The organism is Bradyrhizobium sp. USDA 4532, from assembly GCF_024171315.1.
GTDB lineage: Bacteria > Pseudomonadota > Alphaproteobacteria > Rhizobiales > Xanthobacteraceae > Bradyrhizobium > Bradyrhizobium australafricanum.
On the sequence record NZ_JALJZN010000001.1, the window covers coordinates 2,174,081 to 2,191,339 of the forward strand.

General features: G+C 65.3%; 15 protein-coding genes. 7 read left to right on the top strand and 8 right to left on the bottom strand.

Features of this window, described 5'->3' with window-relative positions; all coding sequences use genetic code 11:
- Positions 1-63: 63 nt before the first annotated feature.
- Positions 64-834: an enoyl-CoA hydratase gene (locus J2R76_RS10570; RefSeq protein WP_076826571.1), complete on the top strand. Its 771-nt coding sequence runs from the start codon at positions 64-66 to the stop codon at positions 832-834.
- Positions 835-1,016: 182 nt separating this feature from the next.
- Here the strand turns inward: J2R76_RS10570 and J2R76_RS10575 are convergent, their stop codons facing one another.
- From J2R76_RS10575 to J2R76_RS10585, 3 genes are all read right to left on the bottom strand, one after another.
- A complete protein-coding gene (locus J2R76_RS10575; RefSeq protein ID WP_076826569.1) occupies positions 1,017-2,429 on the bottom strand; it encodes a sensor histidine kinase in 1,413 nt (470 codons plus the stop codon).
- Between the two features lie 141 nt (positions 2,430-2,570).
- Positions 2,571-3,827 (bottom strand): MFS transporter, encoded by a 1,257-nt coding sequence (locus J2R76_RS10580; protein ID WP_076826567.1) that lies wholly within the window; start codon positions 3,825-3,827, stop codon positions 2,571-2,573.
- 228 nt (positions 3,828-4,055) lie between these two features.
- Positions 4,056-4,718, bottom strand: a complete 663-nt coding sequence (locus tag J2R76_RS10585; RefSeq protein WP_233475336.1) for a hypothetical protein — start codon at positions 4,716-4,718, stop codon at positions 4,056-4,058.
- Between the two features lie 177 nt (positions 4,719-4,895).
- On the opposite strand from J2R76_RS10585, the gene J2R76_RS10590 reads away from it, so the two are divergent.
- From J2R76_RS10590 to J2R76_RS10600, 3 genes are all read left to right on the top strand, one after another.
- On the top strand, positions 4,896-5,063 hold the full coding sequence (locus J2R76_RS10590; RefSeq protein WP_168855689.1) for a hypothetical protein: 168 nt from the start codon (positions 4,896-4,898) through the stop codon (positions 5,061-5,063).
- Between the two features lie 454 nt (positions 5,064-5,517).
- Positions 5,518-6,714 (top strand): acetyl-CoA C-acyltransferase, encoded by a 1,197-nt coding sequence (locus J2R76_RS10595; RefSeq protein WP_076826563.1) that lies wholly within the window; start codon positions 5,518-5,520, stop codon positions 6,712-6,714.
- 241 nt (positions 6,715-6,955) lie between these two features.
- The gene (locus J2R76_RS10600; protein ID WP_076826561.1) at positions 6,956-8,260 is read left to right on the top strand and encodes an MFS transporter; all 1,305 of its coding nucleotides are present in this window, start codon (positions 6,956-6,958) and stop codon (positions 8,258-8,260) included.
- 27 nt (positions 8,261-8,287) lie between these two features.
- Here the strand turns inward: J2R76_RS10600 and J2R76_RS10605 are convergent, their stop codons facing one another.
- From J2R76_RS10605 to J2R76_RS10615, 3 genes are all read right to left on the bottom strand, one after another.
- Positions 8,288-9,628, bottom strand: a complete 1,341-nt coding sequence (locus J2R76_RS10605) for a carbohydrate porin (RefSeq protein WP_253623946.1) — start codon at positions 9,626-9,628, stop codon at positions 8,288-8,290.
- A 24-nt stretch (positions 9,629-9,652) separates the two neighbouring features.
- Positions 9,653-10,672 carry a transporter gene (locus J2R76_RS10610; RefSeq protein WP_092085466.1) on the bottom strand — a complete coding sequence of 340 codons (1,020 nt, stop codon included), beginning with the start codon at positions 10,670-10,672 and terminating at the stop codon, positions 9,653-9,655.
- A gap of 142 nt (positions 10,673-10,814) precedes the next feature.
- Positions 10,815-11,600: an acetoacetate decarboxylase gene (locus J2R76_RS10615; protein ID WP_076826556.1), complete on the bottom strand. Its 786-nt coding sequence runs from the start codon at positions 11,598-11,600 to the stop codon at positions 10,815-10,817.
- Positions 11,601-11,840: 240 nt separating this feature from the next.
- Here J2R76_RS10615 and J2R76_RS10620 point away from each other — a divergent pair, with 240 nt between their 5' ends.
- On the top strand, positions 11,841-13,004 hold the full coding sequence (locus tag J2R76_RS10620) for a patatin-like phospholipase family protein (protein WP_083714945.1): 1,164 nt from the start codon (positions 11,841-11,843) through the stop codon (positions 13,002-13,004).
- Positions 13,005-13,113: 109 nt separating this feature from the next.
- On the opposite strand, the gene J2R76_RS10625 is transcribed toward J2R76_RS10620, so the two are convergent.
- Both J2R76_RS10625 and J2R76_RS10630 read right to left on the bottom strand, forming a co-directional pair.
- Positions 13,114-14,673, bottom strand: a complete 1,560-nt coding sequence (locus tag J2R76_RS10625; protein ID WP_076826554.1) for an acyl-CoA carboxylase subunit beta — start codon at positions 14,671-14,673, stop codon at positions 13,114-13,116.
- Positions 14,603-15,577 carry an IclR family transcriptional regulator gene (locus tag J2R76_RS10630; protein WP_057019748.1) on the bottom strand — a complete coding sequence of 325 codons (975 nt, stop codon included), beginning with the start codon at positions 15,575-15,577 and terminating at the stop codon, positions 14,603-14,605. Before J2R76_RS10630 ends, J2R76_RS10625 begins: the two co-directional genes overlap by 71 nt.
- 129 nt (positions 15,578-15,706) lie before the next feature.
- Here J2R76_RS10630 and J2R76_RS10635 point away from each other — a divergent pair, with 129 nt between their 5' ends.
- Entirely contained in the window at positions 15,707-15,928 is a 222-nt protein-coding gene (locus J2R76_RS10635; protein ID WP_076826552.1) for an acetyl-CoA carboxylase biotin carboxyl carrier protein subunit, read from the top strand.
- A 153-nt stretch (positions 15,929-16,081) separates the two neighbouring features.
- Entirely contained in the window at positions 16,082-17,245 is a 1,164-nt protein-coding gene (locus J2R76_RS10640; RefSeq protein WP_076826550.1) for a TAXI family TRAP transporter solute-binding subunit, read from the top strand.
- Positions 17,246-17,259: the final 14 nt, after the last annotated feature.

Consider the following 17,259-nt stretch of genomic DNA (forward strand, 5'->3'; position numbering starts at 1 on the left):
GTCTGGTGCTTGCGCACCATCCCGAAATGACTTGTCGATCCATTCCTGCGCCGGGGCTTTTCCATGGACATGCTCAATCCCCACTGCGGCATCGCCCGCGACGACAGAGGCGTCGTCCGCCTCACCATCTGCAACGCCGGCAAGCTGAACATCGTGAGTTCCGCGGTCACCAACGGCGTGCGCGAGGGTTTTGAGCATCTGGCCGCCGATCCGAGCATCCGCGCGGTGATCCTGGCCGGCGAAAGCGAGCGCAGCATGATCGGCGGCGCCGACATCAAGGAAATGGCGACGCTCGACCAGACATCCGCCGAAGCATTCATCAGCCGGCTGCGCGACCTCTGCGAGGCCGTGCGCAAATTCCCGGCGCCGGTGATCGCCCGCCTGCCCGGCTGGTGCCTCGGCGGCGGCCTCGAGGTCGCGGCCGCCTGCGACGTCCGCGTTGCCGCACATGACGCGATGTTCGGCATGCCCGAGGTGCGCGTCGGCATCCCCTCGGTGATCCACGCCGCGCTGCTGCCGCGCCTGATCGGCTGGGGCCGCGCCCGCTGGCTGATCATGACCGCGGAGAACATCGACGCCCAAACCGCGCTCGCCTGGGGCCTGGTCGACACCGTGGCAAAACTCGGCGGCCTCGACGACGCCGTCGAGCACACCGTCAAGGCGCTGCTGGAATGCGGCCCCGAAGCGCTGCGCATCCAGAAGGACCTGCTGCGGCAGTGGGAAGAGCTGCCGCTGACCGAGTCGGTCAACCTCAGCGTCGGCGTGTTCGGAAAGTCGTTCCAGACCGGCGAGCCGCAGCGCCTGCTGCAGGGATTTTTAGATCGCAAGCGGTAGCGGTTCAGCACCCGTGGCCCGCGTGAGCGCCGCAACATGTCATCTGTAGCCCGCATGAGCGAAGCGACATGCGGGGCCGGATGCCCCGGATATCGTTTCGCTCATCCGGGCGACGCTTGCTGCGCCCTCGCCACACATTCGCCGATGCGTCGATCGGCCAGAGGCCGGGCTACCACCAGCGGCTAGCTCGATACCGGGATCTCGATCAGCACCAGCGTGCCGCGGCCTGGTTCGCTTTCCAGCGCGATCCGGCCGCTGAGCGACGACACGACGGTGTTGAAGGCGATGTGCAGGCCGAGGCCGATATTGCCCCGCTCCCGCCCGGTGGTGAAAAACGGATCGAACACGCGGGCCTGCAAATCCTCGCGGATGCCGACGCCTTGGTCGGCGCAGGCGATCCGGGCGAGCGCCTGATCCGGCTGCGTCACCGTCATGGTGAAGCGTCCGCCGCGGCCGTCGGGATAAGCGTGCGCCGCGGCGTTGAACGCCAGGTTGCTGATCACCTGCGCCAGTGCGCCGGGATAGCTGCTCAGAACGATGCCTTGCGGGCAGTCGAGTTCGACGATCAATCCCTGCCGGGACAGCAGCGGCCCGAGCTTTGCGATCAGCTCGGAGAGCCATCCGCCGAGCTCGAATGTATGGCGCTCCTCGTCGGCGTGATGGATGGCGACCTGCTTGAAGCTGTGCACCATTTCAGATGCCCGATGCAGGTTTTCCGAGGTCAGTCGAAGGCCGTTCTCGATTCGTGCAATGCCCCTTGTCAGGTCGGAGCGCCGGACGGCGGTGCCGCTCAGCGCCTCGCCCATCGCGCGAAGGTCCGCCTCCATGGTGGTTGACGTGGTCAGCGCCAGGCCAAGCGGCGTGCTGACCTCGTGTGCGACACCGGCGACGAGCTGCCCGAGCGAGGCCAGCTTCTCGGCCTGCACGAGCTGCGATTGCGTCGCGTGCAGATCGCGCAACGAGGCTTCCGAACGCTCCTTTTCCTGCTTCAGCGCCTGCGCCGTTCGAAACTGCTGGCGCGCGCGGAACTCGCGGGCGGCGACGGCGTAAAGCGACAGCGCAAAGGCGTTGAGGACCAGGGAATGATTGATGAAGCGCAGCCCCGGCGGCAAAGCCGGCCCGAGCGATTCAGCGATGCATAGCGCAATCCATGTCGTGAGACAGAACACCGCCAGTGGCCCGATCCGCAGCGGCAGCATGGTCGAGACGAACAGGATCACCATCATCACGCCGGGTGCCGCATAGGTGAATCCCGAGGGCAGCACGAGGTAGACGCTCGGCAGCACGCAGCCTGGAACGACGCAATAGACGAGGAAGATCGTCTCGGCCCACGGCTTCATCGCCGGCACCGAGAGCAAGGCGGTGAGCGGCAGCAGGACCAGCACGGCGACCCCGCCGCGGATCGCCAGCGTGGTCGCCACGACGTCGGGATAGAGCACCCAATCCCAGAACGCATATCCGGCATAGGTGAAGGCGCCGAGCAGCATCGCGACCTGCGTCCAGCCGATATTGCCCCGTACGTACTGGTCTACAAATCGGCGCTCCTCGACGATGTCGTCGAAGCGCAGTCCAAGGCGGGTCAAAAGACGGAGCATTACAATATCAAACGAAAAAGGCCTGGCACTGGAACTTGGCACTGGAAATGGGAGCGTCGAAAATGGTCTACGACAGCTTGCCCGCGCTGTCGCGTCCTTTTGGCGCATCGGCGACCGCGGCGCGGCATCGCGCCGCGCCCCTCACCGGGCGTTGGCCGGGGCGTGGGTCGGCCAGAGGTCGGCGCGCCAGTGCAGCGCGATCGCCAGCATGGCGACGAAGCCGGCGGCGGCGAGCAGCGTGCCGGTCGCGGTGTAGCCGATCAGGTCGATCAGGCTGCCGGCGGCGAGCAGCCCGAGCGGCAGGCCGTAGATCACCATCATGCGCACGCCCATGACGCGGCCGCGCAGATGCGCGCTGGCATTGCGCATCAGCATCACGGCGGCCGAGATCATCGACATGCTCTGCGCGATGCCGGCGAGCAGCAGGCAGGCCATCGCGACCGGCATGGTCCTGAGCTCGACGAACACCAGCAGCATGGCGTACCAGGCGAGCGTCGCGCCGATCAGGAGCCGCGCGATGCGTACCCCGCCGGCCATGCTGAGCGTGATCGAGCCGATCAGCGAGCCCACCGCAAAGCTTGCCGAGAGATAGCCGAGCCCGGTCTGGTCGGTATGGAAGATGTCGCGCGCGACATAGGGCAACAGACCGTTGGTGAGCGGAAACGCGGTGAGGTTGGCGAGGAACGCGACGCAGAGCGCGGCGCGCATGCCCGGACCGCTCCAGGCATAGACGATGCCCTCCTTGAGGTCGCGCAGCAGCTTTGAGCCCGGCGCGGCGGCCGCAAGATCGGTCGTGCCATGCGACTTCGGGCGGCTCATGCAGAGCATCAGGATGGCGGCGACGAAATAGAAGCCGGCAATCCCGACATAGACGTAGCCGATGCCGAGCGCCGCGAACAATCCGGCCCCGGTCAGGGCTCCTGCGATACGCGCCGAGTCCTGCGTGGTGCGCGCCAGGCTGATGGCGCCGACCAGCTGCTCCGGCGGCATGATGTCGGCGAGCAGCGCGCCGCGCACGCCGAGATCCGACGGGCGGATCACACCCATGATCGCGACGATGATCATGACGTTCAGCGGGGCGAGATGCCCGGTCAGCGCCAGCGTCATGATGGTGCCGGCGAGCACCGTATAGGCAAAGCGCATCACGGCGAGCAGATCGCGGTGCCCTATGCGGTCGCCGATCATGCCGACGACCGGCGCGACCAGGGTGCCGACATATTGCAGCGACGCCAGCACGGTCAGCAGCAGCACCGAGCCGGTCTCGACCATGATGTACCAGCCGAGCACCAGCGTCTCGACCTCGAACGCCCAGGAGGTGAGCAGATCGGACGGCCATTGAAAGCGATAGCTGCGGATGCGAAATGGCGCGAGCGCGGAGGTCCGCGTGGTCCCGCTCAAGACGCGATGACGCGTGTCACGGCGTGTCCTGCCCTTTTCCTTGTTCTTCTGGGTCTTGCTTCTTGGTCGTGCTTGCGGCGCTTTGAATTCGTCTCGAGTCGCTTGGGAAAACGCTCTGTTCCGGCAGCGTAGCGCCGAGTCGATTGGTGTCAATCGAGGCTGCCGCATGCGGCCATGCACGATGGTATCCGCAGCGACGTGATGGCGTAGCCTCGCGAATCGCAGGCCCTACATCGGCGGCGCGGCGCGCCGCAGCATGAAATGGGTGGGTATGAAGGCGAGCAGTGGCAGGCCGATCATCAGGCCGGCCAGCCACACCAGCGGCGGCACGAAGCCTTGCGCCGCCCTGTCGCTGGTGCCGAAGACGTAGTTGATGTTGACCGGGGTCATGCCCGGGTCCGGCCGCGGTCCCGGCATCACAAAGTAGCAGATCAGCAGCAGCGCCCATGCCAGCACGCCCCAGGCGATCAGCGCGCGCTGGTCATAGCCGAGCCGCCAGACCAGGAACAGCAGCAGGAACGGCAGCCAGCCGTGGAAGCCCGACAGGAACCGCAGGAACAGCGACAGGTTCTGGTCGAACATGTAGTCGGTCATTCCGGTGAGCGAGCAGCCGGCGACATGGGCGAGAAAGTCGATCACCCAAAATGTTTGCGGCACAAGGAGTCCGACGGCGCACATCGAAATCAACAGTGCGCTCTCGGTCCAGACCCCGATCAAGGTGAGGATCAGGCAGACATCGCAGAAATACAGAAAGTTGGTCGGCCCGTAGCAGTAGGTGTACACCGGCACCAGGACAGCCATGAAGGCGCTGAAGCCGATCTTGACGGAGAGCGGAATGCGGGCGGACGGCTGCTCGACGGCGATCACGGACATTGCGGTGGGACTTTCCATTGCACAATCCGCCAGCCCTAGCGCCGGATCGGTAAACAGACCCGTATTCCGCAACCTTGAATTGATCGGCGTCCGGGAATTCGGTTAACGCCAACTCAGCGGCGCCGGTACAGTTTTAGCCGCCCGCGCGCGCGATGATCGTACTAGCATGTCTGTTCCGAAGCCGCGGAGGACGACATGAACGCCTTCGAAGTTTTCGCGATCTACCTGGCGCCCTTTGTAATCATCGCGATCGCAATCCGCCTGCTGATGCAGCGCCATGCCGTCGACCTGCCGGACGTGCAGAAACAAGCGGGCTCCGCGCCGAAGCGACGATTTCTGCTCGGCGCCTGGCGGTCGGATTAGGTCAGGTCGCAGACAAGCTCGGATGCGCCGCCGCCCAGCGAAAATTCTCAATCACTGATTTGCCCGACGGCGCAAGCGACGACCAAGCGAGTGTATGGTTTGTCTGTCTCACCCGATCGAGGGACGAATCGCGATCGTCACGAACGGTCGAGATGCGGACACCTATTCGGTGTCGTCCCTGCCTAGTGCGCAATTGCGCACGGGAGCAGGGACCCATAACCACAGGCCGTCATTGTTGAGCGGCGCCCGAACGACGAGTCCCATTCACAATATCCGCTGCGGAGTATGGGTCCCCTGGCTTTCGCAAGGACGACATTGGTGATGGCGGAACGATCCCGTCCCCAACTCATGCGAACACGACATTTTGTCATGAGAGCCGCAGTTGCATTTTTTGCATTGCATCATATGATGACAATAATTCAATCAAATCCCCGGCATTGAAGGGACTCCTGCCATGGCAACCAGCACCGATCCCGTCGTCATCCTCTCCGCCGCCCGCACCCCGCTCGGCCGCTTCATGGGCGAGCTCGCGCCGCTGCCGGCGCACAAGCTCGGCTCGCATGTGATCGGGGCTGCGCTCGAACGCGCAAAACTTGCGCCCGAGCGCATCGACGAGGTGTTCATGGGCAACGTGCTGCCCGCCGGCCAAGGCCAGGCCCCTGCTCGCCAGGCCGCGCGCGGCGCCGGACTGCCGGATGCCACCGGCGCCACCACCGTCAACAAGGTCTGCGGTTCCGGCATGAAGGCGACCATGCTGGCCCACGACATCATCAAGGCCGGCTCGGCCGAGATCGTGCTGTCCGGCGGCATGGAGAGCATGAGCAATGCGCCGTATCTGTTGCAGAAGGCGCGCGGCGGGTATCGCGCCGGCCACGACCGCATCATCGATCACATGATGATGGACGGGCTCGAGGACGCCTATGAGACCGGCCGCTCGATGGGCGATTTCGGCGAGGCGACCGCGGAGGCCTATCAGTTCACCCGCGCCGACCAGGACGCGTTCGCGATGGAGACGCTGAGCCGTGCCCGCAAGGCGGTCGAGGGCGGCGCCTTCAAGGCCGAGATCGCGCCGATCACGCTCGCCGAGAAGGCCGGCCCGCGCATCGTTGCCAATGACGAGCACCCGCTGAAGGTCGATCCGGCAAAAATCCCCGGCCTGAAGCCGGCGTTCCGCGCGGGCGGCACCATCACGCCTGCCGCCTCCTCCGCCAATGCCGACGGCGCCGCAGCGCTGATCCTCAGCCGCCGCTCGCTCGCCGATCGCGATGGACTGCCTGTGCTGGCCGAGATCAAGGGCCACGCCACCCACAGCCAGGAGCCACAGTGGTTCACGACAGCGCCGATCCCGGCGATCAGAAAACTGCTCGACAAGGTCGGCTGGAGCGTCGGCGATGTCGACCTGTTCGAGATCAACGAGGCGTTTGCGGTGGTCGCGATGGCGGCGCAGCGCGATCTCGGCATTCCCAGGGACAGGCTGAACATCAACGGCGGCGCCTGCGCGCTCGGCCATCCGATCGGCGCCACCGGCGCGCGGCTGATCGTGACGCTGCTGCACGCGCTGGAGGCGCAGAACCTGAAGCGCGGCGTTGCCGCGCTGTGCATCGGCGGCGGCGAAGCCACCGCGATCGCCGTCGAGCGGGTCGCGCACTGATCCGGTATACCGTCATTGCGAGCGAAGCGAAGCAATCCATCTCTTTTCACAAACCGAACGATGGATTGCTTCGTCGCTTCGCTCCTCGCAATGACAGTTAGTTATGAAAGGCGTCCGTGAGGCAGTACGACGGCCTGGCGCCTAAGTCCGAAAACGAGGGAACTATGGCATTTTAGCCATGGCTCCTCTGTGCCATATTGCGCATCACGCAAAGCTTTCACCGCAATCGATCCGGAACACAATGATCTCGAACTGGCTTGCTTCCGCCCTCGCCCGCCGCAACATCCACTACGGCTGGGTGATGGTGGCCGTGACTTTCCTTGCCGCCCTGATCTCCGCCGGCACCGTCGGCGCGCCCGGCGTGTTCATCGTGCCCCTGCAGAAGGAGTTCGGCTGGTCCACCGCCGAGATTTCCTCCGCGCTGTCGATCCGCTTCATCCTGTTCGGGCTGATGGCGCCGTTCGCCGCCGCGCTGATGAACCGCTACGGCCTGCGCAACGTGACGCTGGCGGCGCAGTTGATCGTGGTCTCCGGTCTATTGGCCTCGCTCGCCATGACCCAGGTCTGGCAGCTCATCCTGCTGTGGGGTGTCGTGATCGGAATTGGCACCGGGATGACGGCGCTGGTGCTCGGCGCGACCATCGCTGCGCGCTGGTTCGTGGCGCGGCGCGGCCTCGTGGTCGGGATCCTCACCGCAAGCGTCGCGACGGGACAGCTCGCCTTCCTGCCCCTCCTCGCGACACTGACCGAGCGCTACGGCTGGCGCGTCGCCCTTGGGCTGGTCTGCGTCATGCTCGGCGTCGCCGCCTTCGCCGTGCTGATGGTGGTGCGCGACCGGCCGAGCGACGTCGGCCTGCGTCCGTTCGGCGACGAGGGCACCGCGCCGCTTCCCGCGCCGCCGCCGGCCAATGCGCCGATCGTGGCCGCCGCGCTCGGCACGCTGCGCGATTCCGCGAAATCCTCGGTGTTCTGGATCCTGTTCGCGACCTTCTTCGTCTGCGGCGCTTCCACGAACGGCCTGGTCCAGGTTCACCTGATCCCGATGTGCCTCGACTACGGTATCCCGCAGGTGCAGGCGGCAAGCCTGCTCGCCGCGATGGGGATCTTCGATTTCTTCGGCACCATCGTCTCGGGCTGGCTGTCGGACCGCTACGACAACCGCTATCTGCTGTTCTGGTATTACGGCCTGCGCGGCCTGTCGCTGCTGTTCCTGCCGTTCTCCGACTTCACGTTCTACGGGCTGTCGCTGTTCGCGATGTTCTATGGCCTCGACTGGATCGCGACGGTGCCGCCGACCGTGCGCCTCACCGCGCAGCGCTTCGGCGCCGAGCGTGCCAACCTGGTGTTCGGCTGGATCTTCGCCGGCCATCAGCTCGGCGCTGGCGCCGCCGCGTTCGGCGCCGGACTGTCGCGCACGATCTATCAGAGCTACCTGCCGGCGTTCTTCATTGCCGGCGCGCTGTGCATCTTTGCCGCGCTGATCGCTCTGGCGATCGCGCGGCCGCAGCCGAAATCGGTGGCGGAGCCGAAGCCGGTCGCGGCCTGAGGCCGCTTCCCGCGCGACGTGCGCCGGTCAGTACGACAGAATGGTGCGCATCCCGAACACCACGCTGTCCTTGATCCGATGCGTTTGCGTCGGATCGTTGGGATCGACGGCGCCGCCGCCGGGATGGGCGATGTATTGAAACATCGGCTGCATGGTGAAATTCGGGTTCACCACGTGCTGGTAGGTGATCTCGAGAATCGCCTCGTAGTCGCGGATCGGATACGGCGTGCCCGTGAAGATCTGGGTGTCGCGGTCGAGCGCACGCGCGGCGTCCGAAATCCTGGCATAGATCGCGGCGATGCCGAACCGATCGTCCGGATATGTCTCGCTGAAGCCGGTGAACAGGAAGCCGCCGTCGACATAGGTGCTGATCAGATTGCGGTCCGATGGGCTGACCGAGGCGCGCATGAAGAACGCCACGCCCTTGTCAGCGTCCGGCCTGGCGCGCGCAAGCAGCTGCTCGTAGACCATGAAGATGCCGTTGTCCCGCCGCAGCCATCGCGTGTCGCCGGAGCTGTCGGGATCAGCGAGCGACAGCCCGTCGGCCGAGAAGCGCTGGTCAGCAAACGAGCCCACGTGATACCAGGCGCCGCCGGTGATGGTCGCCGGCAGCCTGCTCTCGCCGATCTCGAACTTGTATTTGAGCTGGCCGATCCACCATGGCGGATCGTTGACCCGGAAATTCAGCCCGTGGGCGTTCAATATCTGCGGATCGTCCGTCCCCTGCGGCGGCGAAGCCGAGCCGTCGAACAGTGCCAGATAGGCGGTGATGCGATCGGACAGATTGGCCTTGAACCGGATGCCGGGCACGGCAAGTGGCGGCGACGGTCCGCCGGCCGGCAGAATGGTGCCGACAATGCCGGGCCAGCCGAGCGCCGAATTGATGAAGATGTCGTCGTACTGGCTGTCGATGAACTCGACGTCCGAGCCCTGCTGGCCGCCGCGCACCGAGAGTTTGCCGCCGAGCAGCTTCTGCTCGATCCAGAATTCATAGAGCCGCATCGCCGGCAGCGACTCGACGCCGGACACCAGGAACAGGTTGCCGACATAGCTCCGCGACAGCCCGTCGCCGTGGATCTGGTACATGTTGGCGTGGAAGGTCGCGCCGGTCCAGCCCATCGCCTTCTCGAGGTCGATGGTGGTGCCGAGATCGAGACGGCCGGTATAGGCCGCGCCGTTGCTGACGCCGCCGGAGACGTTGGAAAACCCCTCACCGATATAGGTCAGGCTGAACTGGTAGCCGGCTTCCTCGAGCGCAGCCCGCGTATCCGCAATCCGGTCGGCGAAGGGCTGGTCCTCCGCATGCGCCGGCGCGCCGAGTGCGAGGCCCGCGGCCACCAACATCGCGGGGGAGAGAACTCTGTACATGGGAAATGCCGCGGTGCGATCGCGCTATTTGACGATGCCGAGCCGCCGCATCAGCAGATAGGCCAGCAGCGCCGACCCGGCCAACAGGCCTGCGGCCACCAGAAATCCGCTGTCGACGTCGGTCAGCGGCAATCCCTTGGTGTTCATGCCGAAGATGCCTGTGACGAGCGTCGGCGGCAGCAGCATCATGGTGACGACGGACAAGGCGTGGAGGTGCTTGTTGCTCTCCTCCTCGAGCTTGAAGCGCAGCTCTTCCTCGAGCAGGCGGCTGCGCTCGTGCAGTTCGACGATGTCGTGGTCGAGGCCGTCGAGCCGCTGCGCGAGCTTGCCGGCCTGCAGCCGCAGCGCCGGGCTGAGATTGTCGGTGTTCTTCTGCTCGAGCCGGTGAAACAGCACGCGCAGGCCGGCGAGCTGGCGATGCAGTCGCACACAGGTGCGGCGCATCCGGCTCAGATTCTTGCGCAGCTCCGATCCGGTATCCTCGGCGAGCACCCGCTCCTCGATCGCATCGATATCGGTGCCGATCTTGTCCGCCATGCGGTCCATGGTATCGGCGATCTCGTCGACGATCTTCTCCAGCAGCGCCGCGACGCTGCCGACGCGATGGCCACCTTCGAGCACGCGGCGCGTCGCATCAGCGGAGCACAGCGCCTGATGGCGGCCGCTGACCAGGAGGCGTTCGGTCATCGCAAAGCGGAGAAAGCCGGTCTCCCGGGTCGCGGCGTCGATATCCCGCACCAGATCGGAAAACACGCCGTAGACGCAATTGTCGACGACGTGGATCTGCTGGAAATTGTCATTCGACAGCAAGAGGTCCCGCGCGAGCTGCGGGATGTGCATGTTGGCGAGCCATGCCCGGGTGCGGACGTCGGTCAGGTTGAAGTGCAGCCACAGCCTTCCGTCATGGCTCGGCTCGATCGGCGCATCGATCGGAAGCGCCTCGGCACGGCCGTCGTGATGCAGGCGGAACGCCCAGACCAGACCGGGGACCGCCTCACGGGTCAGCAGCGACCCGACCGGAGCGGGAGGTGGATCAGCCAGCATGGCCGCCCTCCAAGGCAATCGACAACGCAACCGCGCGAAATGACATGTTCAAAGCCTCGCCCACGCGCAACGCTGAGCAAGCGCGTCCCTTCGACGGAACATAGGAGGACGCGCCTGTTACAGTGTTATGTCAGCGACCGCCCTACTCCGCCGCAAGACCGGTCGGCGCCGCCGCCTCCGCGGCCTCCTTGTTGTAGTCATGCACGACGCGGCCGAACGGCAGCGTCAGATCGGCGAGGAAGTGGTGCGCGCCGACGACACGCTTGACCGGGAAATCGGCGACCGGTGCATTGACATGCGGCACCAAATGCAGCCGGCCCGGTCCGATCCAGGAGCCCTTGACGACGATGTCGGTCAGGTTGATCGCGACCAGCTGGCAGACCTCGAGATGCCCGTCGACGCCGGGGATCATCTTCAGATTAACTTGCGTCTTCGACAGCGTGGCGCGGGTGACGTCGCCATTGCCCGCCATGCTCTCGTGCTTGTAGCCCATCGTGCCCATCGCAACGAGCTGGCCGGCATATTCCAGCGTGCCGGTCAGCGTGTCCTTGACGATCTCGAGCTTGGGATGAGCGTACTTCTTCGGAAAGCCCCAGATCTCACGGCCGGCCGCGATCGGCGGATCATCGTCGAGATACATCTGGCAGACGAAGTTGACCTCTTCGCCATGCAGGCGCGCGGGGATCACGAGGCCGGACTCGGTGTAGCTGCCGAAGCCGGAGCTGTCGGGCATCTTGATCCATTCGTAATGCACGAACGCCTGCTCGATCGGCTCCAGCGGCTCGGGCAGGCCGGCGCGGATCAACTCCGGATCGGTCTCATAGGTGATGACGAGGAATTCGCGATCGATGAAGCGATACGGACCGGCGGGATAGCTCGGGCCGGCGGCCGGCATCGACGGACGCTTGAGCAGATCTTCCCTGCGCATCGCAATAACCCCCTGTTTGAAAAATTTTCCCGGAAGCTAACGGCCGAGATTGACAGCGATGTGAGGAATTTCCGTCAGGCGCATGACCGCGGTTGCGCGTCGCGACCCGCGTCGCGTTGCCGAGGCCAATGCTAACCATGCAGGCAGGCATGCCGGATGCGCCGAGTGTGGGCGCCGCAATTGTCATCACGGCGTCATCGGCGCGCTGAATTCTCGCCGCGAATTTCTGGAGTGTCTGATATGGACGCGCGAACCCCGCATTTCGACGACATCGATCACGCGACGCCGGGCTGGCGTCCGGAAGGCTGCGATCGCGTGGCCCTGGTCCTGCAGGGCGGCGGCGCACTCGGCGCCTATCAGGCTGGCGTCTATCAGGCGCTGCATGAATCCAACATCGAGCCCGACTGGGTGTGCGGCGTCTCGATCGGCGCGATCAACTCGGCGATCATCGCCGGCAATCCGCCCGAAAAGCGGCTGGAGCGGCTGCACACATTCTGGGATCGCATCACCAGCCGCAAGATCTGGCACTACACTCCGGACGGCGACGTCTTCCGCAAGGCGCGCAATTTCACCAGCTCATGGCTGACGACCACGCTCGGACAACCCGGCTTCTTCACCCCGCACCAGGCCAATCCGTGGTTCAGCGCGGCCGGCGCGCGCACCGCCACCAGCTACTACGACACCACGCCGCTGCGCGAGTCCTTGCTCGAGCTGGTTGATTTCGACCGCATCAATTCCAAGAAGATACGCTTCGCGGTCGGCGCAGTGAACGTGCTGTCCGGCAACTTCATCTATTTCGACAATGCCCATGACGAGATCATTCCCGAGCACATCATGGCGAGCGGCGCGCTGCCGCCGGCGCTGCCGATGGTGAAGGTCGGCACCGACCATTTCTGGGACGGCGGCATCGTGTCCAACACGCCGCTGCAGCATCTGCTCGACCAGGAAGACAACATGAACTCGCTGGTGTTCCAGGTCGACCTGTTCTCGGCGCGCGGCGCGCTGCCGCGCGACATCCAGGACGTGATGGCCCGGCACAAGGACATCATGTATTCGTCGCGTACCCGCTACAACACCGACGTCTATCGCAAGACCTACAATCTGCGCACCGCCCTGCACAATGCGCTGGGGAAGATCCCCGACGATCAGCTGTCGGACGAGGAGCGCCAGCTCAAGAAGGCAAACGCCCGGCTGCCGGGCATCACGCTGTTGCAGCTGATCTATCAGCAAAAGGCCTATGAGGGCGACGCCAAGGACCACGAATTCTCCGGCACCTCTATGCGCGAGCACTGGGTGAGCGGGCACGAGGACACCAAGCGCTCGCTGAAGCGGCGCGAATGGATCAAGATGCCCGAGAACGGCATGGGCATCGTGATCCACGACGTGCATCGGGAGGCGGAGTAAATAAGGCCGTCATTGCCGGGCTTGACCCGGCAATCCATCCCGCTTCGGATGACTCATTCGATGGATGCGCGGGTCAAGCCCGCGCATGACGCGTTGAGTCTGAGGGCCCTTACGGCCGCGTCGACATGTTGCTCGGCGGACCAGCCTTGCGGATCGGTTCGGCGAGGCGCGCGAACTCGCAGAGCAGCGAGCGCGTCTTGCGCGGGTCGATCACCTCCTCGACCCAGAACTTCTCGGCCGAGCGGAACGGCGAGCGCAGCTTGTTGAGGCGATCCTCGATCTCGCGCAGCTTGGCGGCGGGATCGGCGGCCGCATCGATCTCGGCGCGATAGGCCGCCTCGATACCGCCTTCGAGCGGCAGCGAGCCCCAATAGGCCGACGGCCACGCATAGCGCATCGAGAAGCGGTTGGCCGGCTGATGCACCACGCCGGCGACGCCGAAGGCGTTGCGGATGATGATGGTGCACCACGGCACCGTGCTCTGGTTGACCGCCGCCATCGCCCGCACGCCGTGGCGGATGGTCGCCGTCTTCTCCGCCTCGAGCCCGATCATGAAGCCCGGGCAGTCCATCAGATAGACCACCGGCAGATGGAAGGTCTCGGCGAAGTCGACCCAGCGCACCACCTTCTGGCAGGCGTCAGCGGTCCACGAGCCGCCATAGTGGAACGGATCGCTGGCGAGCAGCAGCACCGCCCTGCCCTCGATCCGCGCCAATCCGGTGATGATCGGGCGGCCGAAATTGGTGCCGACCTCGAAGAACGAGCCCTTGTCGACGACGGCATCGATGATCGGCCGCATCTTGTAGACCTGCCGGCGGTTGCGCGGCACGGCGGTGAGCAGCGATTCCTCTGCACGTTCCGGATCGTCGGTGCAGGGAATGGTCGGCGGCAGGTCGTAGACCGACGACGGCAGATAGGACAGGAAACGCCGCGCATAGTCGAACGCCTCCTCTTCGGTCTCGACGGCCTGGTCGATCGCGCCGGCGCGGGTCTGGATGTCGGCGCCGCCGAGCTCTTGCTTGGTCAGATCCTGACCGAGGCGCTTCACCACCGGCGGGCCGGCGACGAACATCGCGGAGCTCTTGGTCATGACCGAGTAGTGGGTGGCGGCAAGCCGCGCGGCACCGAGGCCCGCGACCGAGCCGAGCCCGAGACCGACCACCGGCACGCGGGCCAAATTGGCGGTCGTGTACCAGTACCAGCGCGTACCGCCGACGCCGCCGGGCAGATTGGCCGCGCCCCTGGTCTCGATCGTCTTCACCGAGCCGCCGCCGCCGGAGCCCTCGATCACGCGAACGATCGGCAGGCGGAAGTCGTGCGCCATCTCCTCCGCCATCAACGGCTTGGCGGAAATCGATGCATCCGCCGAGCCGCCGCGCACGGTGAAGTCGTCGCCGACCACGACGACGGTGCGGCCGTCGACCCTGGCGCGGCCGAACACGCAGTTCGCCGGCGTCAGGTGCTTGAGTTCGTTGCTCTCGTCATATTCGGCAATGCCGGAGATGGCACCGACCTCATGGAAACTGTTCTGGTCGACGAGCTTGTCGATACGCTCACGAACCGTGAGCCGGCCCTGGTCGCGTTGCCGCTTGACCTTGTCAACGCCTCCCATCTCCCGCGCGAACGCTTCGCGGCGGGCGAGGTCGTCGAGTTCCGGCTTCCAGTTCATTCACTGCTCCCGTCTTGAGGATTTTGTTGTTGTTATGGGCGGTCACCGGAAGCGACTTGCGCTCGATCCGATTGCTGAAGATGTCGCCGTCGGCGCCTTCGAGCAGGCTGCCGAGCGCGGCCGCGAGCTCGACCATTTGCGGCGCGACCTCGCGATGCAGCCGCGCCTCGTCATACATCGCCGAGAGCAGGCCGATCGTGGTGACCACATAGGTCTGATACTGCGGCGACCACAGCGGCACCGCGACGCCGTTGATGTGCGGGCTCCACAGTCCGCAGGCGACGACGTAGCCGTGCTCCTGCAAATGCCGGCGGTTGGCCTCGATGCGCGGCGTCAGCATCTTGGCGCTGTCGGGCAACTCGCCTTCCATCTCGGCGATCAGCGCGTCGCCGACCGCGGGATCGAGCGCGGCCGTGTAGGCGTGGCCGGCCGCGGTGGTCGCCATCGAAATCCGGCTGCCGGTGGCCTCATGCAGGCCGAGCGCGTTCGCCGCGCGGGCGAACTCCAGATAGACCAGGTGAAAGCGGTCGGGGATGACGAAGCCCACCGTGCCGGGCAACTGATCGGCGACATCCTGCAGGCGCAGCCGGATCAGATTGCGCAGCTGCAGCCCCTTCATCATCGTGGTGCTCATCGCGACCGCGCTCGGGCCGATGCGATATTTCTGGTCGCGCGGCAGATAGACCAGCTGACCCATCCGCGTCAGCGTGTGCGTCAGCCGTGACACCGTCGAACGCGGCAGGCCGCAGCGGTTCGAGATCTCGAGATTGCCGAGCCGGGCCTCGTGTCCCTCGAAGCACCGCAACACATCGAAGGCGCGCGACACCACCTGGATGACATCGCCATCGCCTGTCTCGCTGGCGAGCATTCCCTGCCTGCTAAGCCGTTCCGAGCGCCTTCCCATCTGTTTGGCTCCATTCCGTCCTGCGGAATAAAATTCCACTTGCAGAAGAAGCTACCTCAGGCAATCTGCCGCCACAACAAAAAGCCGTTCGCCGGATGAAATTTCCGCAAGACGGTATCGGAGAGTGGAATGCCAGAGATCAAGGTTGTGACCGAAGTTGCCGGGCGCGTTTGCGCGCTTCCTGTCGAGACCGGCAGCAGCATCGGCAATGGCGACGAGATTGCGTTCGTCGAAGCGATGAAGATGGAAATACCGGTCACGTCGACGACAGCAGGCAAAATCAAGTCGATTCTGGTCAAGATCGACGATGTCATCGCCGAAGGCCAGGCGGTCGCGATCGTCGAGACCTGAGATCCCACCCCTGCCATCCGGCCGCGACAATCTGTCCGGTGATGCAGCGGCCGAAATCGCCGGCTTGCGCCGGAGGTAGCGTTGCCATCGCCGGATCACGATGCAATCATTCCGCCCGGAAAAGTTTCGCACAGCGAAACAAAGGGAGGAATTATGATCCATCGGCTGATGGCGCTCGCGCCTGCCGCTCTTGCCGGCATTTCGATCTTCGCTGCCCTGCCCGCCTCGGCCGACGACATCAAGCTGCCGCCGACCATGGCGGTGACCGCCTACGACACCGGCACCGCCGGCTTCAACATCGCGGTCGGCGTCGGCAAGATGATGAAGGACAAATACGGCACCGACGTCCGCGTGCTGCCGGCCGGCAACGACGTCGCGCGGCTCGCGCCGCTGCGCGCCAAGCGCGCGGTCTCCTCGGCGATGGGATCGGGGACCTATTTCGCGCAGGAAGGCGTGTTCGAGTTCGGCGCCAAGGAGTGGGGCCCGCAGCCGCTGCAGCTCATGCTGTCGTCGGTCGACTGCAATTGCGGCGCGCTCGGCGTGGCAGCCGATGCCGGCGTCAAGGAAATGAAAGACCTTCGCGGCAAGCGCGTCGGCTTCGTGGTCGGCTCGCCGGCGCTGAACCAGAACTCGCTCGCGATGCTCGCGTTCGGCGGCCTCACCCAGAAGGACGTCAAGATCGTCGAGTTCGCAAGCTATGGGGCGATGTGGAAAGGCCTGATCAACAACGACACCGATGCCGCCTTCGGCACCACGATCACCGGCCCCGCCAAGGAAGCCGAGACCTCGCCGCGCGGCCTGATGTGGCCGCCGCTGCCCGCCGACGACAAGGAAGGCTGGGCACGGGTGAAAAAGGTCGGCTCGTTCTTCTTCCCGCAAACCGCAACCTGCGGCGCCGGCATCTCGCCGGACAAGCCGATCCAGCTCGGCAATTACCCCTACCCGATCTTCGTCGCCTATGCGGCGCAGCCGGTCGACCAGATCTACGCGATCACCAAGGCGATGATCGTCAACTACGACGCCTACAAGGATTCGGCGCCCGGCGCCGCCGGGCTCGGCGCCGACCGGCAGACCAAGAACTGGGTCGTCCCCGTGCATCCCGGCGCGGTGAAGGCGCTCAAGGAAACCGGCCACTGGAGCGACGAGCAGGACGCGCACAACAACACGCTTTACAAGCGCCAGGAGGTGCTGGCCGCCGCCTGGACGGATTACGGCAAGTCGAGCCCGCCGTCGGACGACAAGGCCTTCCTCGATGGCTGGATGAAGGCGCGCGCTGCCGCGCTTGCGAAAGCCAATATGCCCAATGGCTTTGAGTGAGACCCGCCAACGCG